At 73.0% G+C, this 23758-nt stretch carries 18 protein-coding genes; 9 read left to right on the plus strand and 9 right to left on the minus strand.

The genetic code is table 11. From position 1 onward, the window contains the following. Positions 1 to 78: 78 nt before the first annotated feature. The 4 genes from QPK52_RS08075 to QPK52_RS08090 all read right to left on the minus strand — a co-directional run bounded on the left by QPK52_RS08075 (position 79) and on the right by QPK52_RS08090 (position 4594). Positions 79 to 696 (minus strand): GTP-binding protein, encoded by a 618-nt coding sequence (locus QPK52_RS08075; RefSeq protein ID WP_410536486.1) that lies wholly within the window; start codon positions 694 to 696, stop codon positions 79 to 81. Between the two features lie 138 nt (positions 697 to 834). Further along, on the minus strand, positions 835 to 1224 hold the full coding sequence (locus QPK52_RS08080; protein WP_093662003.1) for a DUF742 domain-containing protein: 390 nt from the start codon (positions 1222 to 1224) through the stop codon (positions 835 to 837). Further along, the gene (locus QPK52_RS08085) at positions 1221 to 1784 is read right to left on the minus strand and encodes a roadblock/LC7 domain-containing protein (protein WP_410536488.1); all 564 of its coding nucleotides are present in this window, start codon (positions 1782 to 1784) and stop codon (positions 1221 to 1223) included. Before QPK52_RS08085 ends, QPK52_RS08080 begins: the two co-directional genes overlap by 4 nt. Next, a complete protein-coding gene (locus QPK52_RS08090) occupies positions 1781 to 4594 on the minus strand; it encodes a nitrate- and nitrite sensing domain-containing protein (protein WP_410536490.1) in 2814 nt (937 codons plus the stop codon). The genes QPK52_RS08085 and QPK52_RS08090 overlap by 4 nt, the downstream gene beginning before the upstream one ends. A gap of 486 nt (positions 4595 to 5080) precedes the next feature. Between QPK52_RS08090 and QPK52_RS08095 the strand changes: the two genes are divergently transcribed. Continuing rightward, positions 5081 to 5878, plus strand: coding sequence for a hypothetical protein (locus tag QPK52_RS08095; protein WP_410536491.1), 798 nt, complete (start codon positions 5081 to 5083; stop codon positions 5876 to 5878). Positions 5879 to 6137: 259 nt separating this feature from the next. Here QPK52_RS08095 and lon read toward each other — a convergent pair whose 3' ends face one another. Beyond that, complete coding sequence (gene lon / locus QPK52_RS08100) at positions 6138 to 8591, minus strand: endopeptidase La (RefSeq protein WP_410536492.1); 2454 nt, start codon at positions 8589 to 8591, stop codon at positions 6138 to 6140. A gap of 158 nt (positions 8592 to 8749) precedes the next feature. Here lon and QPK52_RS08105 point away from each other — a divergent pair, with 158 nt between their 5' ends. From QPK52_RS08105 to QPK52_RS08135, 7 genes are all read left to right on the plus strand, one after another. After that, positions 8750 to 9505, plus strand: coding sequence for a spermidine synthase (locus QPK52_RS08105; RefSeq protein ID WP_410536494.1), 756 nt, complete (start codon positions 8750 to 8752; stop codon positions 9503 to 9505). 58 nt (positions 9506 to 9563) lie between these two features. Further along, a complete protein-coding gene (locus QPK52_RS08110; RefSeq protein ID WP_410536496.1) occupies positions 9564 to 10331 on the plus strand; it encodes a response regulator transcription factor in 768 nt (255 codons plus the stop codon). Beyond that, entirely contained in the window at positions 10328 to 11422 is a 1095-nt protein-coding gene (locus QPK52_RS08115) for an ATP-binding protein (RefSeq protein ID WP_410536498.1), read from the plus strand. The genes QPK52_RS08110 and QPK52_RS08115 overlap by 4 nt, the downstream gene beginning before the upstream one ends. A 233-nt stretch (positions 11423 to 11655) precedes the next feature. Next, the gene (locus QPK52_RS08120; RefSeq protein WP_410536500.1) at positions 11656 to 15462 is read left to right on the plus strand and encodes a multifunctional oxoglutarate decarboxylase/oxoglutarate dehydrogenase thiamine pyrophosphate-binding subunit/dihydrolipoyllysine-residue succinyltransferase subunit; all 3807 of its coding nucleotides are present in this window, start codon (positions 11656 to 11658) and stop codon (positions 15460 to 15462) included. Between the two features lie 91 nt (positions 15463 to 15553). Further along, positions 15554 to 15730, plus strand: coding sequence for a DUF6104 family protein (locus QPK52_RS08125; protein WP_093847737.1), 177 nt, complete (start codon positions 15554 to 15556; stop codon positions 15728 to 15730). 112 nt (positions 15731 to 15842) lie between these two features. Next, a complete protein-coding gene (locus QPK52_RS08130; RefSeq protein ID WP_410536501.1) occupies positions 15843 to 16748 on the plus strand; it encodes a DUF4097 family beta strand repeat-containing protein in 906 nt (301 codons plus the stop codon). Between the two features lies 1 nt (position 16749). Then, complete coding sequence (locus QPK52_RS08135) at positions 16750 to 17913, plus strand: helix-turn-helix transcriptional regulator (protein ID WP_410536503.1); 1164 nt, start codon at positions 16750 to 16752, stop codon at positions 17911 to 17913. A gap of 67 nt (positions 17914 to 17980) precedes the next feature. On the opposite strand, the gene QPK52_RS08140 is transcribed toward QPK52_RS08135, so the two are convergent. The 4 genes from QPK52_RS08140 to QPK52_RS08155 form a co-directional block, all read right to left on the minus strand. Further along, positions 17981 to 18943 carry a zinc-binding dehydrogenase gene (locus tag QPK52_RS08140; protein ID WP_410536505.1) on the minus strand — a complete coding sequence of 321 codons (963 nt, stop codon included), beginning with the start codon at positions 18941 to 18943 and terminating at the stop codon, positions 17981 to 17983. Between the two features lie 177 nt (positions 18944 to 19120). Next, positions 19121 to 19894, minus strand: coding sequence for an amino acid ABC transporter ATP-binding protein (locus QPK52_RS08145; RefSeq protein WP_410536507.1), 774 nt, complete (start codon positions 19892 to 19894; stop codon positions 19121 to 19123). Further along, positions 19891 to 20895, minus strand: a complete 1005-nt coding sequence (locus QPK52_RS08150; RefSeq protein WP_410536508.1) for an amino acid ABC transporter permease — start codon at positions 20893 to 20895, stop codon at positions 19891 to 19893. Before QPK52_RS08150 ends, QPK52_RS08145 begins: the two co-directional genes overlap by 4 nt. 43 nt (positions 20896 to 20938) lie before the next feature. After that, positions 20939 to 21916 carry an ABC transporter substrate-binding protein gene (locus QPK52_RS08155; RefSeq protein WP_410536510.1) on the minus strand — a complete coding sequence of 326 codons (978 nt, stop codon included), beginning with the start codon at positions 21914 to 21916 and terminating at the stop codon, positions 20939 to 20941. 558 nt (positions 21917 to 22474) lie between these two features. Here QPK52_RS08155 and QPK52_RS08160 point away from each other — a divergent pair. Next, entirely contained in the window at positions 22475 to 23680 is a 1206-nt protein-coding gene (locus QPK52_RS08160) for an NADP-dependent malic enzyme (RefSeq protein ID WP_410536512.1), read from the plus strand. Positions 23681 to 23758: the final 78 nt, after the last annotated feature.

Below are 23758 nucleotides of genomic sequence, written 5' to 3' on the forward strand. Positions count from 1 at the left end.
GCGGTTCTCCCCTGGAGTGCCTGGGTGATGGGGTGCCTGGGTGTGGGGCGTGAGGACGGGGGCGGGACCGGCCGCCGGTCAGGCGGGGGTGAGGTCCAGCGCGTGGCCGACGAGCGCCGTCAGCGAGTCGACGACCGTGTCCCGCTTGCGCGCGTCCATGATGACGACGGGCACGCGCTCGGGGACGGACAGCGCCTCGCGCACGTCCTCGGCCTCGTAGTACTCCGTCCCCTCGAAGTGGTTGACGGCGACGACGTAGGGCAGGGCGCAGCTCTCGAAGTAGTCGAGCGCCGGGAAGCAGTCCTCCAGCCGCCGGGTGTCGGCCATCACCACCGCGCCGATCGCGCCGCGCGCCAGGTCGTCCCACATGAACCAGAAGCGCCGCTGGCCGGGGGTGCCGAACAGGTAGAGCACCAGGTCGGCGTCGAGGGTGACGCGGCCGAAGTCCATGGCGACCGTGGTCGTGGTCTTCTCGGGGGTGGCGGTGATGTCGTCGGTGCCCTCGCTCGCCTGGGTCATCACCGCCTCGGTGGTCAGCGGTTCGATCTCGGAGACCGATCCGACGAAGGTCGTCTTGCCCACGCCGAAGCCTCCCGCCACCACGATCTTGACGGAGATCGGGGCGCGTCCGCGCTCCTCCTGCCAGGGCTGGAGCTTCTCGGCGCTCTGTGCCGGGTCGTTCACGGCGTCCACCACGGGTCTTTCTCGGGGTCTGCGTCGGTGTCGATGTCGGGATCTGCGTCGAAGTCTGTGCCGGGGCCTGTGCCGGTGTGCCGGCCGGCCGTCCGCGCCGCTGTGCCCCGCACGGCGCCGGGCGGGGTGCGGGGCGGCCCGTCAGAGCCTGCGGAGTCCACCCAGCACCCTCTCCAGCAGCGCGCGGTCGGGGCGGTCGTTGTCGTAGCCGGTGCCGTAGACCCGGATGCGCCCCTGGTCGGCGAGGTCGCTGAGCAGTACGCGCACCACGCCCAGCGGCATCCGCAGACGGGCGGCGATCTCGGCGACCGAGCGCATCCTGCGGCACAGCTCGACGATGGCCCGCATCTCGGGCATCACGCGGTCGCGCAGCCCGCCGGAGGTCAGCTCCAGGCGCGCTTCGGGGGCCTCGATGGCGGCCACGAGGGTCTCCACCAGCAGGACGTGCCCGAAGCGGGTGCGGCCTCCGGTCAGGGAGTAGGGGCGCACGCGCGCGGGTTTGCGTACGGGCAGCGGGCTGTGGGAGGTCACTGGTCCAGCTCCATCGACGTGCGCAGTTCGGTGCGGAGTTCGGGGGTGAGGACGTGTCCGGCCCGGCCGACGAAGAGGGCCATGTGGTACGCGACGACGCTCATGTCGCAGTCGGGTGCGGCGTGGACGCCGAGCAGCGAGCCGTCGCTGATCGACATCACGAACAGGCTGCCCTCGTCCATCGCGACCATGGTCTGCTTGACGGGCCCGGCGTCCATCAGCTTCGACGCGCCCTGGGTGAGGGAGCCGAGGCCGGAGACGATGGTGGCCAGGTCGGCGCCGGCGTCCCTGGGGCCGCGCTCCGGCCGCCCTCCGGACTCCCGGCGCGGGGCGGCGCCGTCCGCGTGCTCCCCCTCGCCGCGCTCCTCGCGGCCCGGTCCGCCGCCGGGACCGGCGTCTGCGGCGGTTCTGCCCGGTTCGGAGGAGAGCAGGAGCAGGCCGTCGGAGGACACCACGGCGACGGAGCGTACGCCGGGGACCTCGTCGACCAGGTTGGACAGCAGCCAGCGCAGGTTGCGTGCCTGCCTGCTGGGCGTGTGTGCGGTGGTGGGCGCGTTCACTTGCGTGCCTCCTCGACAGTGCCACCCGTGTCCGTCGCCTCCGCGCGGCCGTCCGCCGGGCCGTCGCCGCGGCCGGCGGCGACCTGCTCGGCGGCGATCTGCGCCTCCGCGTCGCGCTGGCCGTCCCGGGCGCCCTGCTGGAAGCCGCCGAGCCGTCTGCGCAGTTCATCGGCCTTCAGCCCGCCCGTACGGGGGCGGGGGATGTCGGCCGCGGTCTCCACGGTCTGCGGTGTGCGCTTGGGGAGCCCCTTGGCGGTGACGGTCCGCGGGGCGGGGGAGGTCCCGTCCTCCGGGGCGGAGGACGGGGCGGGTCCGGGCGCCGGCGCCTCGTCCCGGGCCCGGCTGTGCTCACGGGGGTCCTCGGGCTCGACGTAGTACGGGCCCGCGGCCCGGACCAGGGCGTCGCGCGCGGGGTCGGCCGCGGCCTCGTCGGCCTCCGCGACGTCGGTGACGCCGGCCGCCGGGGAAGGCCGGGAGCGCCCCCCGCCGGAGGGCGGCGGAGTCCCCTCGGTGATCCGGGGGATCCGCGCGGTCTCGGTGGCGTCGACGGTGCCGGCGCCCTCGCCGTCCGCTCCCGTCCCCGGCACGTCCGTGCCCGCCGCGTCCGCGCCCGCCGCACCACCGGCCGCCGTCGCCGGGCGCGCGCGGTCCGGACGGGGCGGCAGCGCGTTGCCGTTGGCCTCGGCGACCGTGCCCGGCAGGGGCTGCGCCGTGCCGGCGGTGGCGGCCCTGGCCCCCGCGAGGGCCCCGGGTACCGGGCGGTCGGGCAGCAGGGCGCGCGGCAGGACGGCGACCGCGGCGATGCCGCCCTGCTTCTGCTCGCGCAGCTGCACCCGCACCCCGTGCCGCGCGGCGAGCCGGGCCACCACGTACAGGCCCATGCCCAGCGCGTCGTCGTCCTCGGGGACGGCGGAGGCTCCGTCGGCCAGCTTGGCGTTCAGCGCGGCGAGCCGCTCGGCGGAGGAGCCGATGCCCTCGTCCTGGACGGAGAGCATGATCTCGCCGCTCTCCAGCATCCAGCCCGACAGCCGCACCTCGGCGTCCGGCGGCGAGAAGGCGGTGGCGTTGTCCACCAGTTCGGCGATCAGGTGGCTGATGTCGTCGGCGGCGGAGCCGGACACCTGGGCGTGCGGCGGCAGCGCGGCGATCTCCACCCGCTCGTAACGCTCGACCTCGCTGATCGCGGCGCGCAGCACGTCCAGCAGCGGCACCGGCTCCAGATGGCCGGTGGTGTGCTCGGAGCCCGCCAGGAGGAGCAGGTTCTCGCTGTGGCGGCGCATCCGGGTGGCGAGGTGGTCGAGTTTGAAGAGGGCCGCGAGCCGCTCCGGCTCCTTCTCCTCGTGCTCCATGGACTCGATCAGGGCGAGCTGCCGCTCCACCAGCCCCAGCGTCCGCAGCCCCAGGTGGACGAACGTGCCGTGGGAGGCGCCCTGCCGGCGCTCCGGGCGCTCGCCCTCGGCGCTCCGCGCGGCGGCTTCGGCCTCGCTCCCGGCGGCGGCCTTCGCGGACTCGTGGTCGCGCAGCAGCCGTTCGTGTTCGGCGGTCAGCGCGGCCAACTGCTCGCGCGCGGCGGCGAGTTCGGCGGCCAGTCCGGCGGTTGCGGCGGTTCCGTCCTCACCCGCGGGATCGGCGGACGGCGCCCCGGCGGCCTCCGCGGAGCCGGACGCCGCGGAACCCGCCGCGGCCTCGGCCCGGACGGCGCGCTCGTGCAGCTCGGCGGCGGTTTCCCGCAGGCGGTTGACGGCGCGTACGACGTCCGCGAACTCGTCGTTGCGGCCGGTGTACACCACCGGCTCCTCGCCCACCGGATCGGCGGCCACCCGCTCGCCGCCGCGCCTCAGGACGGCCAGCGGGCGGGCCATCGAGCGGGCGGTCTGCACGCTGATGCCGACGGCGAGCAGCAGGCAGATCCCGAGCAGGGCGGCACGCAGCTCCAGCGCGGTGACGTCGTCGTCGCGCAGCCCCTCCAGCCTCTTCACCTCGGCGGCCGCCAGCGAGGACTCCATGCTGCGCATGCGGTCCACCCGGGCGGTCAGCGCGGACTCCACGCGGTCGGGGTTCAGCGCGCGGTCCTGGTGGTCCAGCCGCGGCTGGTCGGTGAGGCGGGCCAGGTAGCGCTCGGCCAGCGTCACGTCGGTACCGGTGACGGTCCTGGCGTACGCGTCCCGGTCGGAGGCGAGCGCGGTCTGGTCGAAGTCGGCGAGGGCGGCCTGCTCGCGCAGGTGCGCCTGCTGGGCGGCGGCGGTCAGACGCGGCTGCTCGCCCTCGCCGGCGAGCGCGGCCAGCAGCAGCCCGCGGGCGGCGGAGGCCTGCTCGACGGCGCGCCCGAGGTCGGGGAGCGCGTCGGCCGTCGCGTTCTCGGCGCGTGCGGGCAGGGCGCGGGTGGTGGCGGCGGTGATGCCGCCGAGGGACTGGATGAGCTGGGTGTACGCCTCGTACGCCTCGGCGGCGCCGCTCTCCCCGGCCACGGCCCGCTGACGGGTGTCGGGGAAGGCGTCGAGCAGCCGCCGTATGTCGGCGGGGGCGTCGGCGCTCAGTTCCCGGATGCCGCGGTCCACCCGGGCGCGCTCCCGTTCGGAGAGCCCCTCGCCGTCCCGGCCGGTGCGGCCGGCGGCGATGTAGCGGACGACGGCGTCGCGCTCGTCGGCCAGGGCGTGGGAGAGCGAGACCGCGCGGCGGCCCAGGTCCGCGCGGTCGACCAGCCGCTGGGAGTCGGTCAGATCACGCGAGGCGGTGGCCACCGAGGGCGCGCCCGCGGCGAGTACGGCGGCGGCGCACAGGACGACGGAGACGAGGAGTCTGTTGCGCACCCGCGCCCTGCGCCCTGTGGGGGGCGGTGTGGAGGCTGTGCCGTCCTGGCGGTCCTGCCGGCTGCTCCGGTGTCGCTTCTTCCCCACCCGTGCTCGCAATCTCGTTCCGCCGTCCCGGATCCGTCCGGGACGCGACAGTCCAGTGTGTGCGGCAAGGGACCGTATCCCGTCCGTTCACAGTTGCCCGCGGCGGCCGACGTTTCCATCGCCGCGGCGGATGCGGAGGCGGTCCCCCTGCCAGGCCACCCGAAGGAGTGAACATCACGGGGGAGTTGCCGAACAACTCCGATGCCGCGGCCAGTTCGGCCACACACCGGCCGGGGGTTGGAAATCCGCCCGGCCTTTTGGCAATATTCGCGCCCACCGTTTCACGGACACCACGATTCCGGTAGAACTCCGGCGAAGAACCGCAGGTCGCGACACTGGTCCAGACCTGTCTCCCGCTCCCCCGCCCCCTCCTGGGCCCGCTCCGGCACACTGGCGCGCATGCGGATCGAGATGGCGAGCGAACCCGGGAGCCCCCGGATCCCCAACGAGGACTACGCGTCGGTAGCCCTACCTGCGGCGGGAAGGGGCGGGGCGCTGGTGGTACTGGACGGCGTGACTCCGCCGCCGGAGGACACCGGGTGCGCGCACGACGTGCCGTGGTACGTGGCCCGCCTGGGCGGGGCACTGCTCGAACTGTCCGGTTCACGGCGGGATATGACGCTCAGGGAGTGCCTCGCCTCCGCCATCGGCCGGACCGCCTCTTCCCACGGTCCGGGGTGTGACCTTTCTCACGTCCGCACCCCGCAGGCGACGGTGGTGCTGGCCCGCTGGGACGAGTCGGCCGTCGAGCACCTGGTGCTCTCCGACTCGGCCCTGCTGGTGGAGAACGCGGACGGTTCGGTGACGCCCGTCCTCGACACCCGGCTGGACGGGCTGCGGCCCGCCGCGCGGGCGCTGCCCCCGGCCGGGCGGGCCGCGTACCTGGAGTCCCTGCGCAACACGGAGGGCGGTTTCTTCACCGCGGCGGCCGATCCGGCGGTGGCCGGGCGCGCGGTGGTGGGCTCGGCGCCCCGCGAACGGGTGCGCGCGCTGGCCGCGCTGAGCGACGGCGCCACGCGCTGGACGGAGACCTTCCGCCTGGGCGACTGGACCGCGCTGATGGCGGTGCTCCGCAAGGAGGGGCCCCGGTCGCTGATCGGCCGGGTGCGCACCGCCGAGTCGGCCGACCGCGCGGGCACGGCCTTCCCGCGCGGCAAGGCGCACGACGACGCTACGGCCGTGCTGGTGGAGTTCTAGTGTCGCGTCAGCCGGGGTTTGCCCGGTGGCGAGGCTTCCGGGCGCGTGCGACCGCAAGGCGGCCGGAAGCCGCATGCAGTTGGTCCCACCTGGGCTTTCGGCCGGCGCAGCGTGGGGGCGCGTGGGGGCACCCCCGGCCGGAGGCCGGGGAGTGCGTGCCGGGGCGGCGAGCGGGGTGAACCCTGGCTGACGCGGCACCAGACGGCCCCCGGGCGTCCCCGGCCCCGCCGGCCGGGGACGCCCGTCCGGGCCCGTCCGCTCAGACCGCGACCGGGAGGTCCGCCGCCGCGGGGGTCAGCGCCAGCTCCAGCACCTGGCGGACGTCCGCGACCGGGCGGACGTCCAGCTTCCGCAGCACCTCCTCGGGCACGTCGTCCAGGTCCGGCTCGTTCCGCTTCGGGATGACCACCGTGGTGATCCCGGCGCGGTGGGCGGCCAGCAGCTTCTGCTTCACCCCGCCGACCGGCAGGACGCGGCCGGTCAGCGAGACCTCGCCGGTCATCGCCACGTCCGGGCGGACCTGGCGGCCCGACAGCAGCGAGGCCAGCGCGGTCGTCATGGTGACGCCCGCGCTCGGCCCGTCCTTGGGCACCGCTCCCGCCGGGACGTGGAGGTGGACGCCGCGGTCCTTCAGGTCGCCGACCGGCAGCTCCAGTTCGGCGCCCCGTGAGCGCAGGTAGGACAGGGCGATGTGCGCGGACTCCTTCATCACCTCGCCGAGCTGCCCGGTCAGGGTCAGGCCGGAGCCGCCCGTCTCCGGGTCGGCCAGCGACGCCTCGACGTAGAGGACGTCCCCGCCCGCGCCGGTGACGGCCAGCCCGGTGGCCACACCGGGGACGGCGGTGCGCCGCTCGGCCGGGTCCTGGGCCGACTCCGGGGTGTGGTGCGGGCGGCCGATCAGGGCGCGCAGATCGTCCGCGCCGACCGTGAACGGCAGCTCGCGCTCGCCCAGTTCGTGCTGGGCCGCCACCTTGCGCAGCAGCCGCGCCACGGACCGCTCCAGGTCGCGCACCCCCGCCTCGCGGGTGTACTCGCCGGCCAGCCTGCGCAGCGCGTCCTCCTCCAGCACCACCTCGCCGGACTCCAGCCCGGCGCGCTCGCGCTGGCGGGGCACCAGGTGGTCGCGGGCGATGACGACCTTCTCGTCCTCGGTGTAGCCGTCCAGCCGGACCAGCTCCATACGGTCCAGCAGGGGCTGCGGGATGGACTCCAGGACGTTGGCGGTGGCCAGGAAGACCACGTCGGACAGGTCGAGTTCGACCTCCAGGTAGTGGTCGCGGAAGGTGTGGTTCTGCGCGGGGTCCAGCACCTCCAGCAGGGCGGCGGCCGGATCGCCGCGGAAGTCGCTGCCGACCTTGTCGATCTCGTCGAGCAGTACGACCGGGTTCATCGAGCCGGCCTCCTTGACGGCCCGTACGATCCGGCCCGGCATCGCGCCGACGTAGGTGCGGCGGTGGCCGCGGATCTCGGCCTCGTCGCGCACCCCGCCGAGTGCGACGCGGACGAACTTCCGCCCCATCGCCCGGGCCACGGACTCGCCCAGGGAGGTCTTGCCGACGCCGGGCGGTCCGACCAGGGCCAGCACCGCGCCGCCCCGGCGTCCCCCCACCACGCCCAGGCCCCGTTCGGCCCGGCGCTTGCGGACGGCCAGGTACTCGGTGATGCGCTCCTTGACGTCCTCCAGGCCGGCGTGGTCGGCGTCCAGGACGGCGCGGGCGCCGGCGATGTCGTAGGCGTCCTCGGTCCGCTCGTTCCACGGCATCTCCAGGACGGTGTCCAGCCAGGTGCGGATCCAGCCGCTCTCGGGGCTCTGCTCGGAGGCGCGCTCCAGGCGGTCGGCCTCCTTCAGGGCGGCCTCGCGGACCTTGGGCGGCAGGTCGGCGGCCTCCACCCGGGCGCGGTAGTCGTCGCCCTCGTCGCCCGCCTGTCCGCTCAGTTCGGCCAGCTCCCTGCGGACGGCCTCCAGCTGGCGGCGGAGCAGGAACTCGCGCTGCTGCCTGTCCACGCCCTCCTGGACGTCCTTGGCGATGGCCTCGGCGACGTCCTGCTCGGCGAGGTGGTCGCGCAGCCAGGTGACGGCCAGCCTCAGCCGCTCCACCGGGTCGGTGGTCTCCAGCAGCCTCACCCGCTGCTCGGACCCCAGGAACGGGCTGTAGCCGGAGTTGTCGGCGAGCTGCCCGGGGTCGTCGATCTGCTGGACGCGGTCCACGACCTGCCAGGCGCCGCGCCTGCGCAGCCAGCTGGTGGCCAGCGCCTTGTACTCCCTGACGAGCTCGGCGACGGCGCCGGGCAGCGGATCGGGGGTGCTCTCCTCGATCTCGGTGCCCTCCACCCACAGGGCCGCGCCCGGCCCGGTGGTGCCCGCGCCGATCCGCACCCGGCTCACGCCCCGGATCAGGGCGCCGGGGTCGCCGTCGGCGAGCCGGCCGACCTGCTCCACACGGCCGAGCACCCCGATGCCCGCGTAGGAGCCGTCGATGCGCGGCACGAGCAGGACCCGCGGCTTCTCCCCCTTGCCGCCGGTCCTGCCGTCCCCCGAGCCGTCGGGGCCGCCGGAGCCGGCCGCGCCGTCTCTCACGGCGGACTGGGCGGCCTCCACCGCGGCCCGCACCTCGGCGTCGGACAGGTCCAGCGGCACCACCATCCCGGGCAGCACCACCTCGTCGTCGAGCGGCAGCACGGGCAGGGTGAGCGTTGCGGGCGACAGAGCCATGATCTCTCCCTCGGCAGACAAGTTGAGCTGACAGGACTCAATGCCTTTTCAATGTCCGGGAGGCCCGCGGTGTTCCCCTCCGTGTGTTCGCTGCGAGCGATCACCTCGCTTCACGGCCCGCCCGGTGCGCTCCGTCCGCCGGCGGCAGGATGGGCGGCATGACGGCCGACAGGCAGCCCCCGTATCCCCCGTACGAGACGACGGCCGGCCACGGGACCGGCGCCCCCCTCGTCCTGGACCGCCGCGACGGCCCCCACGGCGAGGTCGTCCTGCGGCGGCACGGGAGGCTGCTCCAGATCATCGCCAACGGCTGCTTCCTGATGGACACCTCCGACGGCCGCTCCGAGCGCCTGCTGGTGCGGGCCGCGCTGGAGGAGCTGGACGCCGGCGGCGGCCGGCCCTCGCCGTCCGTGCTGATCGGCGGGCTGGGCGTCGGCTTCTCGCTGGCCCAGGCGGCGGCCGAGCCGCGCTGGGGGCGGATCACCGTGGTCGAGCGGGAGGAGGCGGTGATCGACTGGCACCGCGACGGCCCGCTCGGCGAGGTCTCCTCCGGGGCGCTGGCCGACCCCCGGGTGCGGATCGTCCGCGCCGACCTCCTGGCGTACCTGGCCGGCGGCGGGTCCGGGGGCCCGCCCGGCGGCGGGGAGCCGTACGACGCGCTGTGCCTGGACGTCGACAACGGTCCCGACTGGACGGTCACCGAGGACAACGGCTCGCTCTACGCCCCCGCCGGGCTCGCCGCCTGCGCCCGGCGGCTCACCCCGGGCGGGGTGCTGGCCGTGTGGTCCGCGCAGCCGTCCCGCGCCTTCGGCGAGGCCCTCCGGAATGCCGGGTTCACACGGGTGCGCACCGAAGAGGTGCCCGTCGCCCGAGGCGTCCCGGACGTGGTCCACCTCGCCACCCGACCGGCGTAGCGCACCGCACACGCGCCGTTTACGCTCTAGCGAGAAACCGAGCGGTAGGGCGAGACGTATGGACCACAGGAACACCACGCAGTCCCACGGCGGCACCGCCGCCGCGGCGGCCACCCCGGGCGCCCAGCGCCGGATCCTGGTCGTGGAGGACGACCCGACCATCACCGAGGCGGTCGCCGCCCGGCTGCGCGCCGAGGGCTTCCAGGTCCGCACCGCCGGGGACGGCCCGGCGGCGGTGGAGGCGGCCGAGGTGTGGCAGCCCGACCTGCTGGTGCTGGACGTGATGCTGCCGGGCTTCGACGGCCTGGAGGTCTGTCGCCGGGTGCAGGCGCAGCGGCCGGTGCCGGTACTGATGCTCACCGCCCGGGACGACGAGACCGACATGCTGGTCGGCCTGGGGGTCGGCGCGGACGACTACATGACCAAGCCCTTCTCCATGCGGGAGCTGGTCGCGCGCGCCCACGTCCTGCTGCGCCGGGTGGAGCGGGCCACGATCGCCGCCGCCTCCCCGCGCTCGGGCACGCTGCGGCTGGGCGAGCTGGAGATCGACAACGCCCAGCGCCGGGTGCGGGTCTCCGGCAGGGACGTCCATCTCACCCCGACCGAGTTCGACCTGCTGGTCTGCCTGGCCAACTCCCCCCGCGCGGTGCTCTCCCGCGAACAGCTCCTGGCCGAGGTGTGGGACTGGGCGGACGCCTCGGGCACGCGTACGGTCGACAGCCACATCAAGGCGCTGCGCCGGAAGATCGGCGCGGAGCGGATACGCACGGTCCACGGCGTCGGTTACGCGCTGGAGGCGCCCGCCCCGGCCTCCGACTGGACATGAGCGCGGCGGGCGCGGGCGGCCGCCTGCGTTCCCTGTGGAGCCGGTTCTGGGAGGGCGTGCGCCCCGTGGACCCGTTCCGCTCGGTGAAGGCCGCGCTGGGCGCGCTGGTGATCGTCACGGTGGCGATCACCACCCTGCTGACCATCGTCGCGGTCCACTCGGCCATCGAGCTGCGGGTGATCGCCCTGCTCGCGGCGATCGCCTCGCTGGTGGTCACCCAGTTCGTGGCACACGGGCTGGCCGCGCCGCTGGACGAGATGACGGACGCCGCGCGCTGGATGGCCCGCGGCGACTACAGCCGCCGCGTCCGCGTCGACCGCCGCGACGAGCTGGGCGAGCTGGCCGGGACCTTCAACCGCATGGCCGCCGATCTGGAGGCCGCCGACCGGCACCGCAAGGAGCTGGTGGCCAACGTCTCGCACGAGCTGCGCACCCCGATCGCGGCGCTGCGCGCGGTGCTGGAGAACGTGGTGGACGGGGTCTCCGAGGCCGATCCGGCGACGATGGACATCGCGCTGCGGCAGACCGAGCGCCTGGGCCGCCTGGTGGAGCACCTGCTGGACCTGTCCAGGCTCGACAACGGCGTGGTGCCGCTGCACTCCCGCCGCTTCGCGGTGTGGCCCTACCTGGCGGGCGTGCTCAAGGAGGCCAACATGACCAAGGGTCAGGGGCACTCCCGCACCGACGTCCACCTCCACCTGGACGTGACCCCCTCGGACATGGTCGCGTACGCCGACACCGAGCGGCTGCACCAGGTGGTCGCCAACCTGATCGACAACGCCGTCAAGCACAGCCCGCCCCACGGCCGGGTGACGGTGCGGGCACGGCCCGGCCGGGCGCCGCTGAGCCTGGAGCTGGAGGTGCTGGACGAGGGCCCGGGCATTCCGGAGGCGGACCGCGCCAGGGTCTTCGAGCGCTTCGGCCGCTCCGCCTCGGCCGAGGGCGGCGACGGCGGCACGGGGCTGGGGCTGGCCATCGCGCGCTGGGCGGTGGATCTGCACGGCGGGCGGATCGGGGTGGCCGAGTCCCCGCGCGGCTGCCGGATCCGTGTCACCCTTCCCGGCGATACGTCCAAACTTGAGTTGACGTAGGCTCGGAACAGCCGCGAGGTGAGGGAGCGAGGCAGGGGCCACTCCCTGGGGCGCCCCTTCCCAGAAGCGGTCGAACCATGTTCGTTTCCCGCCCAGGAAAGCGCCGAAACGCGCCCGTGGATGTGACTTAGACGACGCAAACACCATGCCGACTGCACCGAACGGTGCGGGGGGCGTAGCCTTTATTTCTGCTGTCCACCCACACAGGTAAGCGGAAGAGGGCGGTTGCCGCCGTGTCGCCACAGGCCCCCAAGACTTCGAGTTCCCCCAGGACCGAGCAGGACGGGCAGGGAAAGAGTCCTGCCGCCGGTTTCGGTGCCAACGAGTGGCTCGTCGACGAGATCTACCAGCAGTACCTCCAGGACCCGAACTCCGTAGACCGGGCCTGGTGGGACTTCTTCGCCGACTACAAGCCGGGACAGGCCGCCGGAGGAGCCGCGGCCCCCAGCGCGTCGAAGCCCGCGGGTGAGCCCCAGGCGTCACAGGCCCCCCAGCCGCGGCAGCCGGCGCCCGCCGCGGAGACTCCCGCGGGCAAGCCCGCCGAGCCCGCCGAGCCCGCTCCCCCCAGGAGCGAGCCCGCGGCCAAGGCCGCCCCCGCGAAGAGCGAGCCCGCCGGCAAGGCCGCTCCCGCGAGGAGCGAGTCCACCGGGAGCGGTGACGGCCAGGCGGCCGGCCCGGAGTACGTGCCGCTGCGCGGCCCGTCCGCCGCGGTCGCCCGGAACATGAACGCCTCGCTGGAGCTGCCCACCGCCACGTCGGTGCGCGCGATCCCGGTGAAGCTGCTCATCGACAACCGCATCGTCATCAACAACCACCTCAAGCGCGCCCGCGGCGGCAAGGTGTCCTTCACGCACCTCATCGGCTACGCCATGGTGCAGGCGCTCAAGGCGATGCCGTCGATGAACTGGTCGTACACCGAGAAGGACGGCAAGCCGACGCTGGTCAAGCCCGACCACGTCAACCTCGGCCTGGCCATCGACCTGGTGAAGCCCAACGGCGACCGCCAGCTCGTGGTGGCCGCCATCAAGAAGGCCGAGACCCTGACCTTCTTCGAGTTCTGGCAGGCCTACGAGGACATCGTGCGCCGCGCCCGGAACAACAAGCTGACGATGGAGGACTTCTCCGGCGTCACCGCGTCGCTGACCAACCCCGGCGGCATCGGCACCGTCCACTCGGTGCCGCGCCTGATGCCCGGCCAGGGCCTGATCATCGGCGTCGGCGCCATGGAGTACCCGGCGGAGTTCCAGGGCACCTCGCAGGACACCCTGAACAAGCTGGGCGTCTCCAAGGTCATGACGCTGACCAGCACCTACGACCACCGCGTGATCCAGGGCGCCGCCTCCGGCGAGTTCCTGCGGATCATGCACCAGCTGCTGCTCGGCGAGAACGGCTTCTACGACGAGATCTTCGAGGCGCTGCGCATCCCCTACGAGCCGGTGCGCTGGCTGCGCGACATCGACGTCTCCCACGACGACGACGTCACCAAGGCCGCCCGCGTCTTCGACCTGATCCACTCCTACCGGGTCCGCGGCCACGTCATGGCCGACACCGACCCGCTGGAGTACAAGCAGCGCAAGCACCCCGACCTGGACATCACCGAGCACGGCCTCACCCTGTGGGACCTGGAGCGGGAGTTCGCGGTCGGCGGCTTCGCCGGCAAGTCCCTGATGAAGCTGCGCGACATCCTGGGCGTGCTGCGCGACTCGTACTGCCGCACCACCGGCATCGAGTACATGCACATCCAGGACCCCAAGCAGCGCAAGTGGATCCAGGACCGCGTCGAGCGCCCGCACTCCTCGCTGGAGCGCGACGAGCAGCTGCGCATCCTGCGCAGGCTCAACGCCGCCGAGGCGTTCGAGGTCTTCCTGCAGACCAAGTACGTGGGCCAGAAGCGCTTCTCGCTGGAGGGCGGCGAGTCCGTCATCCCGCTGCTGGACGCCGTGCTCGACGCCGCCGCCGAGGCGCGTCTGGACGAGGTCGTCATCGGCATGGCCCACCGCGGCCGCCTCAACGTGCTGGCCAACATCGTGGGCAAGTCCTACGCCCAGATCTTCCGCGAGTTCGAGGGCAACCTCGACCCGAAGTCGATGCACGGCTCCGGCGACGTGAAGTACCACCTGGGCGCCGAGGGCACCTTCACCGGCCTGGACGGCGAGGAGATCAAGGTCTCCCTCACCGCCAACCCCTCCCACCTGGAGGCCGTGGACCCGGTCGTGGAGGGTGTGGCCCGCGCCAAGCAGGACATCATCGGCAAGGGCGGCACGGACTTCACCGTCCTGCCCGTCCAGCTCCACGGCGACGCGGCCTTCGCGGGTCAGGGCGTGGTGGCCGAGACGCTGAACATGTCGCAGCTGCGCGGCTACCGCACCGGCGGCACCGTGCACGTGGTCATCAACAACCAGGTCGGCTTCACCGCCCCGCCGGAGTCGGCGCGCTCCTCGATGTACGCCACGGACGTGGCGCGGATGATCGAGGCGCCGGTCTTCCACGTCAACGGCGACGACCCGGAGGCCTGCGTCCGCGTGGCGCGGCTGGCCTTCGAGTTCCGCCAGGCGTTCAACAAGGACGTGGTGATCGACCTCATCTGCTACCGCCGCCGCGGTCACAACGAGGCCGACAACCCGCACTTCACCCAGCCGCTGATGTACACCCTGATCGACAAGAAGCGCTCGGTGCGCAAGCTCTACACCGAGTCGCTGATCGGCCGGGGCGACATCACGCTGGAGGAGGCCGAGCAGGCGCTCCAGGACTTCCAGGGGCAGCTGGAGAAGGTCTTCACCGAGGTCCGCGACGCCACCAGCCAGCCGGCTCCGGCGGAGGTGCCGGCCCCGCAGGCGGAGTTCCCGGTCGCGGTGGACACCGGCGTCAGCGCGGAGGTCCTCAAGCGGATCGCCGAGTCCCAGGTCAACATCCCCGAGCGGATCACCGTCCACCCCAGGCTGCTGCCGCAGCTCCAGCGCCGCGCGGCGATGGTGGAGGAGGACAGGATCGACTGGGCGATGGGCGAGACGCTCGCCATCGGTTCGCTGCTGATGGAGGGCACCCCCGTCCGGCTGGCCGGCCAGGACTCCCGCCGCGGCACCTTCGGCCAGCGCCACGCGGTGCTGGTGGACCGGGAGACCGGCGAGGACTACACCCCGCTGCTGTACCTGTCCGAGGACCAGGCCCGCTTCAACGTCTACGACTCGCTGCTGAGCGAGTACGCGGCGATGGGCTTCGAGTACGGCTACTCCCTGGCCCGCCCCGAGGCGCTGGTGATGTGGGAGGCGCAGTTCGGCGACTTCGTCAACGGCGCGCAGACGGTCGTGGACGAGTTCATCTCCTCGGCCGAGCAGAAGTGGGGCCAGACCTCCGGCGTCACGCTGCTGCTGCCGCACGGCTACGAGGGCCAGGGCCCGGACCACTCCTCGGCCCGGATCGAGCGCTTCCTCCAGCTGTGCGCCCAGAACAGCATGACGGTCGCGATGCCGACCCTGCCGTCGAACTACTTCCACCTGCTGCGCTGGCAGGTGCACAACCCGCACCACAAGCCGCTGGTCGTCTTCACCCCGAAGTCGATGCTCCGGCTCAAGGCGGCGACCTCGAAGGCGGCGGAGTTCACCTCCGGCGGCTTCCGCCCGGTGATCGGCGACGCCTCGGCGGACCCGGCCCAGGTGCGCAAGGTCGTCTTCTGCTCCGGCAAGGTCTACTACGACCTCGCCGCCGAGCGGAGCAAGCGGGGCGCGACCGACACCGCGATCATCCGGCTGGAGCGGCTGTACCCGCTGCCCAGCAAGGAGATCCAGGCCGAGATGGCCCGCTACTCCGGCGCCTCGACGATCGTGTGGGCGCAGGAGGAGCCGGCGAACCAGGGTGCGTGGCCGTTCATCGCGCTCAACCTGGTGGACCACCTCGACCTGTTCATCGGCTCGGGGAAGGCTCCGAACGCGGACCGGCTGCGCCGGGTCTCGCGTCCGTCGTCCTCCTCCCCGGCGGTGGGCTCCGCCAAGCGCCACCAGGCCGAGCAGCAGCAGCTGGTCAACGAGGTCTTCGACCTCTGAGGCCGCGGCCCGGAGGCCGAGGGCGGCCCGCCGCCGTCCGCAGACCCCGTGGTACCGACGCACACCATCAGGCCCGGACAGGGAGACATCCATGTACTTCACCGACCGCGGTATCGAGGAGCTGGCGCAGCGGCGCGGCGAGGAGGAGGTCACCTTCGAGTGGCTCTCCGAGCAGCTGCGGACCTTCGTCGACCTCAACCCGGACTTCGAGGTGCCCGTCGAGCGGCTGGCGACCTGGCTGGCACGTCTGGACGACGAGGACGAGTGACGGCGGGCGGCGCCCGCGGCAGTGCGCTCTCCTTGACTTCCCGACGCCGCGATATATCGTGTCTTCACAGAGACGCGATATGTCGTCGTACGCCGATTCAGGGGAGGCCGCCGTGCCAGGCCGGTCCGAGTGGTCCGTGGACGCGCCGTGCGGGCTCGTCTTCGAGGAGGACGTCCACACCCTGCGGGTGCGCGTCGTGGGCGGCGCGGTGAACGTCGTCGGCGCCGACGCCCCGCCCGCCAGGCTGGAGGTCGGGGCCGTGACCGGGCCTCCGCTGACCGTCCGGCTGGAGGACGGCACGCTCACGGTCGCCTACGACGACCTGCCCTGGAAGGGCTTCCTCACCCTCCTGGACCGCGAGGCGTGGCGGCACAGCGCGGATGTTTCGCTCGCCGTGCCCGCCGGCGTCCGGGTCGAGGTCGGCGTGGTCGGGGCCGACGCGGTGGTCACCGGCATCGAGGGACGCACCGAGGTGCGCGGGATCACCGGCGGCATCACGCTGGTGGGCCTGCGCGGCGACGTACGGGCCGACACGGTCTCCGGCGGTGTCCAGGCGCAGGGCGTGACGGGGGGCCTGCGCTTCAGCTCCGTCTCCGGCGATCTGACGGTCATCGACGGCGGCGGCTCACCGGTGCGGGCCGACTCGGTCAGCGGCGACATGGTGGTCGACCTGGCCCCGGCCCGGGAGCGGCGGCGCACCGACGTCCGGCTGAGCTCCGTGTCGGGCGGGATAGCCCTGCGGCTGCCCGAACCTGCCGACGCCGCCGTGGAGGCGGGCACCGCCGGAGGCTCGGTCTCCTGCGCCTTCGAGGATCTGCGGGTCTCCGGGCAGTGGGGTGCCAGGCGTGTCACCGGCACCCTGGGCACGGGCGACGGGCTGCTGCGGGCCACCACCGTCTCCGGCTCGATCGCCCTGCTGCGGCGCCCGGAGCCGGAAGCCGGCGAGGAGGCCGGCGACCCCTGTCCGGCCGGCGGCACGCCCGCGCCGGCCGAGCCCTCCCCCCGTAAGGACGTGTGACATGCCCCCCGTCTTCGCCCACGGCCGACTGCGCCTGTACCTGCTGAAGCTGCTCGACGAGGCGCCGCGCCACGGCTACGAGGTGATCCGGCTGCTGGAGGAGCGCTTCCAGGGGCTGTACGCGCCCTCGGCCGGCACCGTCTACCCGCGGCTGGCCAAGCTGGAGGCCGAGGGCCTGGTCAGTCACACCACCGAGGGCGGCCGCAAGGTCTACTCGCTCACCGACGCCGGCCGCGCCGAGCTCGCCGACAGGCAGGGCGAGCTGACCGAACTGGAGCTGGAGATCCACCAGTCGCTGGCGGCCCTGGCCGCCGACATCCGCGATGACGTCAGCGGCGCGGCCGGGGACCTGCGCCGCGAGATGCGCGAGGCGGCCGAGCGGGCCCGCGGCGCAGGCCGGGCTCCGGGCGCCGCGGATACGGCGGGCACCGCGGAGGCCGGAGGCTCCAAGGGCTCCAGGGGTGCCGAGGGCGGCGGTGCGTCCGGGCCCGGTCGGGAGAAGGCCTGGGAGAAGGCCTGGGAGAGCGCGTGGGAGGGCGCCTGGGAGGGCGCCTGGGGCGACAAGGAGGCGCTGCGGGCCGCGCGCGAGGAGATGCGCCGGGCCGGTGAGCAGTGGAAGGAGCAGGCCCGCCGCGCCCGCCAGGAGGCCCAGCAGGCCAGGCTCCAGGCGCGCAGGGCCCGCCAGGCGCGGGACGCCGCCCTTCAGGAGGCCGAGCGGATCGCCCGCCAGGTCCAGGAGCAGGTGCAGTCGCACGCCCGGCAGGGCGACTGGCAGGGCGCCGTACGCGCGGGCATGTCGGAGCTGGGCAGGCACCTGGGCGGTCTGGGGGGCCTGGGCGACCTGGGCGGCACCGGCGGCCGGAGCACGCCCAGGGCACGGCACACGGGGCCGGAGCACGCGGGACCGGACGACCGGGCGGGCGCGGCACAGGCACCGGTCCCGGAATGGGCCGAGGAGCCCGCCGCACCGTCCGGCGACCCCCGGCGCGATCTGGAGCGGCTGCTGGACCGGTTCCGCGACGACGTGCGGGACGCGGCCCGCGACCACGGGGTGGACGAGGAGCAGCTGCGCGAGGCCCGCCGCCATCTGTCGACGGCGGCGGCACGCATCGCCTCCCTGCTGCGGTCGCCCGGCTCCGGCGGGCCGGACGGGCCGGGAGCGTAGGGGGCACGCGGGGCGGCCCGCCTGCCCTCGCTCCGGAGGGAAGGCGGGCCACCGCGCCGTCAGACCGTCAGACCGTCAGAACGATCTTGCCGAAGAGGTCGCCCGTCGCCATCTTCTCGAAGCCCTCGCGGGCCCGGTCCAGAGGGAGCGTGGAGTCGATCACCGGGCGGACGCCCTTGGCCGCGCAGAAGTTCAGCAGACCGGCCAGCTCCTCCTTGGAGCCCATCGTGGAGCCGACGACCTTCAGCTCCAGGAAGAAGATCCGGTTCAGCTCGGTGGCCTGCGGGTTCGGACCGCTGGTGGCGCCCGAGATGACCAGCCTGCCGCCGGGCTTGAGGGACTTCACCGAGTGGGACCAGGTGGCGGCCCCCACCGTCTCGATCACCGCGTCCATCCGGTGCGGCAGCCGCGCGCCGCTCTCGAAGGCCGCCTCGGCGCCCAGCTCCTCGGCCCGCCTGCGCTTGGTCTCGTCGCGACTGGTGGCGAAGACCCGCAGGCCCGCCGCGGCGCCCAGCACGATGGCCGCCGTGGCGACGCCCCCGCCCGCGCCCTGCACCAGGACGGAGTCCCCGGGACGCACCTCGGCGTTGGTGAAGAGCATCCGGTACGCGGTCAGCCACGCCGTCGGCAGGCAGGCGGCCTCCTCGAAGGAGAGCTCCTTCGGCTTGGGCAGGACGTTCCACTGCGGTACGGCGACCCGCTCGGCGAAGGTGCCCTGGTACTTCTCGGTCAGGATCGAGGGCCGCTCGCGCGGTCCGACCCCGTGTCCGGTCGCGCCGATGACGGAGTAGAGCACGACCTCGTTGCCGTCGGCGTCCACCCCGGCCGCGTCGCAGCCGAGGATCATCGGCAGCGACTCCTCGCCCAGGCCGACGCCGCGCAGGGACCACAGGTCGTGGTGGTTGAGGGACGCCGCCTTGACGTCGATGGTCGTCCAGCCGAGCGGAACGTCCGGCTCAGGACGCTCGCCCAACTCGAGTCCGTTCAGCGGCTTGTCTCGGTCGATGCGCGCGGCATAGGCAGCAAACATGATCAGAACCCTAGGCCGCGCCGGGCCTTCGCGGAACCGGGCGGCGGTGTGACACGCGCCGCTGGCCGCGCAGGCGGCCGGACACCGGACCGGCGTCCGCCGGAGGACACCGGAAAGGCGCAGGGCGGTGCGGACCCCGGTCCGGGGTCCGCACCGCCCTGCGCCGGCGGCCGTGTCTCAGAGGACCTTGGACAGGAACGCCTTCGTCCGCTCGTGCTGCGGATCGGTCAGCACGTCGCGCGGGTGCCCCGACTCGACGACCACGCCGTCGTCCATGAAGACCAGCGAGTCGCCGACCTCCCGGGCGAAGCCCATCTCATGGGTGACGACGATCATCGTCATGCCGTCCTCGGCCAGCCCGCGCATGACGTCCAGCACCTCGCCGACCAGCTCCGGGTCGAGCGCGGAGGTGGGCTCGTCGAAGAGCATCAGCTTGGGCTCCATCGCCAGCGCGCGGGCGATGGCCACGCGCTGCTGCTGGCCGCCGGAGAGCTGGGAGGGGTAGTTGTCGGTCCGGTTGCCGAGCCCGACCCGGTCCAGCAGCTTCAGGGCCCGCTCCCGGGCCGCCGCCCTGGACTCGCCCTTGACCTGGACGGGCGCCTCCATGACGTTCTCCACCGCGGTCATGTGCGGGAAGAGGTTGAAGCGCTGGAAGACCATGCCGATGTCGCGGCGCTGGGCGGCGACCTCGCGCTCCTTGAGCTCGTAGAGCCTGTCGCCCTTCTGCCGGTAGCCGACGAGGTGGCCGTCGACCGACAGCCGCCCGGCGCTGATCTTCTCCAGGTGGTTGATGCAGCGCAGGAAGGTGGACTTGCCGGAGCCGGAGGGGCCGACCAGGCAGAACACCTCCCCCGCGGCGACCTCCAGGTCGATGCCCTTGAGGATGTGGGCGTGGCCGAAGGACTTGTGGACGCCCTCGGCCTTCACCATCGGGACAGCGGAGGTGGTCATATCGTCTTCCCTCCCACCTGGCTCGGCGTGCGGAACGAGGTGAGGCTCCTGCGCACCCGCTGCCACGGTGTGGGCGGCAGGCTGCGGGACGAGCCGCGCTGGAAGTAGCGCTCCAGGTAGTACTGGCCGACGCTGAAGATCGTGGTGAGGATCAGGTACCAGATGGTCGCCACCAGCAGCAGCTCCATCACCTCCAGGTTCCGCGAGGAGATCCTGGTGGCGGAGAACAGCAGCTCGCTGTACTGGATGGCGTAGGCCAGCGACGAGGTCTTGAGCATATTGATGAACTCGTTGCCGGTCGGCGGGATGATGACCCGCATGGCCTGCGGCAGCACGATGCGGCGCATGGTGCGCGAGCCGGTCATGCCGAGCGCGTGGGCCGCCTCGGTCTGGCCCTCGTCCACCGACTGGATGCCCGCGCGGCTGATCTCGGCCATGTAGGCGGCCTCGTTCAGGCCCAGGCCGAGCAGCGCGGCGAGGAACGGCGTCATCACGTCGTTCATCTCGTCGCGGTAGAAGCCCAGGTCCAGGATCGGGAAGATCAGCGCCAGGTTGTACCAGATCAGCAGCTGCACCAGGACGGGGGTGCCGCGGAAGACCCAGATGTAGCCCCAGGCCACGGACGACATCACCGGGTTCTTCGACAGCCGCATCACCGCGAGGACGGTGCCGAGCACCACACCCATGAGCATGGCGAGCAGGGTGATCCACAGGGTGTTGACCGCGCCGGTGAGGATCGTCTCCTGGTTGAGGTAGCGACCCACCGTCGGCCAGGTGATGTCGGCGTTGACGAAGGCCGCCACCACCAGGCCGAACAGGACGAGCACGATCGCGGCGCTTATCCAGCGGCCGTAGTGGCGTACCGGGATGGCCTTGATGGCCTCGGGCGGGACCGGGGAGTTCTTGGCCACCGGCACCGCACCGCCCGCCCCGGTTCCGCCGCCCTCGGTGTTGGAGGCCGGCGCCGAAACGGGTGGTGCCTTGTCTTCAGGTTCGGACACGGAGAGTTACCTTTGCTGTGGAGCTACGGAGGTTCGCTGCGGCTCACTTGCCGCCGTTGACGGTGGCCTCCTCGACCGCGGCGTCGGTGACCTCCCACTTCTCCAGGACCTTCTGGTACTCGCCGTTGTCGATGATGGCGTCGAGGGCGGCCTTGATGGCGTCGCGCAGCTGGGTGTTCTCCTTGCTGACGGCGATGCCGTAGGGGGCGGCGTCGATCTGGTCGCCGACGACCTCGAAGTCCTCGCCGCCGCCGGAGGTCTTGGCGTTGTACGCGGCGACCGGGTAGTCGTTGATGTCGGCGACCGCGCGGCCCTGCTTGACCTGGAGGAGCGCCTCGGTGTCCTTGTCGAAGGCGAGGATCTTGATCGGCTTGTCGCACTTCTCGTTCTGCGCCTCGGCGAGCTCCTCGTTCGCCGTGCCGCGCTGGAGCGCGACGGTCTCGCCGCAGAGGTCGTCCAGGGACTTGATGCCCTCCGGGTTGCCCTTCTTGACCAGGATCGAGGAGCCGGCCCGGAAGTAGTCGACGAAGTCGACGCCCTCGCCGACCTTCTCGCCCTTGTCGTCCAGGCCCTCCTGGCGCTGCTTGGTGTCGGTCATCGCCGACATGATCACGTCGTGGCGGCCGGAGTTCAGACCGGTGATCAGCCCGTCGAAGGTGCCGTTGGTGAACTCGAACTCGACGCCGAGCTGCTTGCTCAGGGCCTCGCCCAGGTCGGGGTCGATACCGGCGATCTTGTCGTTCTCGTCGTAGAACTCGACCGGGGCGTAGGCGATGTCCGAGCCGACCTTGATGACGCCGGCGGACTGGATGTCCTTGGGGAGCTTGTCGAACAGCGGGGCCTCGGAGCTCTTGGCCTCTCCGCCGCCGCCCTCGTCGCCGCTGCCGGTCTGGTCCCCGCACGCGGTCAGCAGCAGGGAACCGGTGAGCGCGACGGCCGCGGCGGCGGCCAGGCGCCGGCGCGCGGACGGCCTGCGGGAGCCTTCCACCGAGGGCAGGGGGCGGTTGGTGCGTGCGGTCATGAAGGGTCCTCCTGCGGGGTGATGTGGAGTGTCCGGTGGTCGGCCGGGCACGCCCGGGGCGTGCGGCGACACTGCGTGATGGGGGCATCTTGCCATCCGGACACCTGAGGCCAGGATGCCAACCATGTCAAAATCGGATAACGGGCGACCGGAAACGATCGGTGCCTGACGAGGCGTGCGCCACCGCCCACTCGGCCACCCTTCCGCTCGTATGAGCGGGGGCGCGCACACGGGGGGAGAGCTTCGTCACTCCCCCATGCGGTGTTAAGCGGTCTTCCACCCTCTCTACAGGCTCTTTGCCCAGGATGCCCCATGTCCGGCGCACTTCGCGGGCAGCCGGTGGGACGGAAGACATTCGTGCACGGTGGCGCTCATCCGGTAGAAAGAGCAGTTACACCCCTCACCCGGGGACCAGGGCGTGAGTGCGACGCGCCCGGCGTCCGTTCCCCCCTCGACGGTGGCCCCATCCGCCGGACAGGCCGCGGACGTGGTGCCCGCCCGCGCCTCGACCAGGCAGCGGCCACCCTCGATCAGGAATTTCAGCAAAGGGGTCAAACAGTGGCAGCGGAGATCGTCAATTCCCAGGGCGAGCTGGACGGCGGCGTCGAGTCGGCCATCGATCCGGCGTTCGCCCTGCACCGCGGCGGCAAGATGGCGGTCCGGGCGACCGTGCCGGTGCGGGACGCGGACGACCTTTCCCTGGCCTACACGCCGGGTGTGGCCAAGGTGTGCAGCGCCATCGCCGAGCAGCCGGAACTGGTCCACGACTACACCTGGAAGTCACAGGTCGTCGCGGTCGTCACGGACGGCACCGCGGTGCTGGGCCTGGGCGACATCGGCCCGCAGGCGTCCCTGCCGGTGATGGAGGGCAAGGCGATCCTCTTCAAGCAGTTCGGCGGCGTGGACGCGGTCCCGATCGCACTGGACTGCACCGACGTGGACGAGATCGTGGAGACCGTCGTCCGGCTCGCGCCCTCCTTCGGGGGCGTCAACCTGGAGGACATCTCCGCTCCGCGCTGCTTCGAGATCGAGCGCAGGCTCCAGGAGCGCCTGGACATCCCGGTCTTCCACGACGACCAGCACGGCACGGCGGTCGTCACGCTCGCCGCGCTGCGCAACGCCGCCCGGCTGCGCGGCGTCGCGCTCGGCGAGCTGCGCGCCGTCATCTCCGGGGCCGGCGCGGCCGGGGTGGCCATCGCCAGGATCCTGGTGGAGGCCGGCATCGGCGATGTGGCGGTCTGCGACCGCAAGGGCATCGTCTCGGCCGACCGCACCGACCTCACCGACGTCAAGCGGGAGCTGGCGGGCTTCACCAACAAGGCGGGGCTGAGCGGGTCGCTGGAGTCGGCGATGGACGGCGCCGACGTCTTCATCGGCGTCAGCGGCGGCACGGTCCCCGAGGAGGCCGTCGCGAGGATGGCGAAGGACGCCTTCGTCTTCGCCATGGCCAACCCCACTCCGGAGATCCACCCGGACGTCGCCCGCAGGTACGCCTCGGTCGTCGCCACCGGCCGCAGCGACTACCCGAACCAGATCAACAACGTCCTCGCCTTCCCCGGCATCTTCGCCGGCGCCCTCCAGGTGCGGGCTTCGACGATCACCGAGGGCATGAAGCTGGCCGCCGCCGAGGCACTGGCCGCGGTGGTCGCCGACGAGCTGAGCGCCGACCGCGTGATCCCCTCCCCGTTCGACGAGCGGGTCGCCCCGGCGGTGACCGCCGCCGTCGCCGCCGCCGCCCGCGCGGAGGGCGTGGCGCGGCGCTGAGCACCGCGTGACACGGCCGCGGGGGCGGTACGGGCCGGGGCGATCCGGCCCGTACCGCCCCGCGGCCTTCCCGCCTCC

It is taken from the genome of Streptomyces sp. KL2 (assembly GCF_046529545.1).
Classification (GTDB): domain Bacteria; phylum Actinomycetota; class Actinomycetes; order Streptomycetales; family Streptomycetaceae; genus Streptomyces; species Streptomyces radiopugnans.

What these genes read in the sequence shown, in the direction of transcription:
- QPK52_RS08095 (WP_410536491.1), top strand. Translation starts at nt 5,081, where the DNA reads ATGCGGATCGAGATGGCGAGCGAACCCGGGAGCCCCCGGATCCCCAAC.
- lon (WP_410536492.1), bottom strand. Translation starts at nt 8,591, where the DNA reads ATGGCTCTGTCGCCCGCAACGCTCACCCTGCCCGTGCTGCCGCTCGAC.
- QPK52_RS08105 (WP_410536494.1), top strand. Translation starts at nt 8,750, where the DNA reads ATGACGGCCGACAGGCAGCCCCCGTATCCCCCGTACGAGACGACGGCC.
- QPK52_RS08110 (WP_410536496.1), top strand. Translation starts at nt 9,564, where the DNA reads ATGGACCACAGGAACACCACGCAGTCCCACGGCGGCACCGCCGCCGCG.
- QPK52_RS08115 (WP_410536498.1), top strand. Translation starts at nt 10,328, where the DNA reads ATGAGCGCGGCGGGCGCGGGCGGCCGCCTGCGTTCCCTGTGGAGCCGG.
- QPK52_RS08125 (WP_093847737.1), top strand. Translation starts at nt 15,554, where the DNA reads ATGTACTTCACCGACCGCGGTATCGAGGAGCTGGCGCAGCGGCGCGGC.
- QPK52_RS08135 (WP_410536503.1), top strand. Translation starts at nt 16,750, where the DNA reads ATGCCCCCCGTCTTCGCCCACGGCCGACTGCGCCTGTACCTGCTGAAG.
- QPK52_RS08140 (WP_410536505.1), bottom strand. Translation starts at nt 18,943, where the DNA reads ATGTTTGCTGCCTATGCCGCGCGCATCGACCGAGACAAGCCGCTGAAC.
- QPK52_RS08145 (WP_410536507.1), bottom strand. Translation starts at nt 19,894, where the DNA reads ATGACCACCTCCGCTGTCCCGATGGTGAAGGCCGAGGGCGTCCACAAG.
- QPK52_RS08155 (WP_410536510.1), bottom strand. Translation starts at nt 21,916, where the DNA reads ATGACCGCACGCACCAACCGCCCCCTGCCCTCGGTGGAAGGCTCCCGC.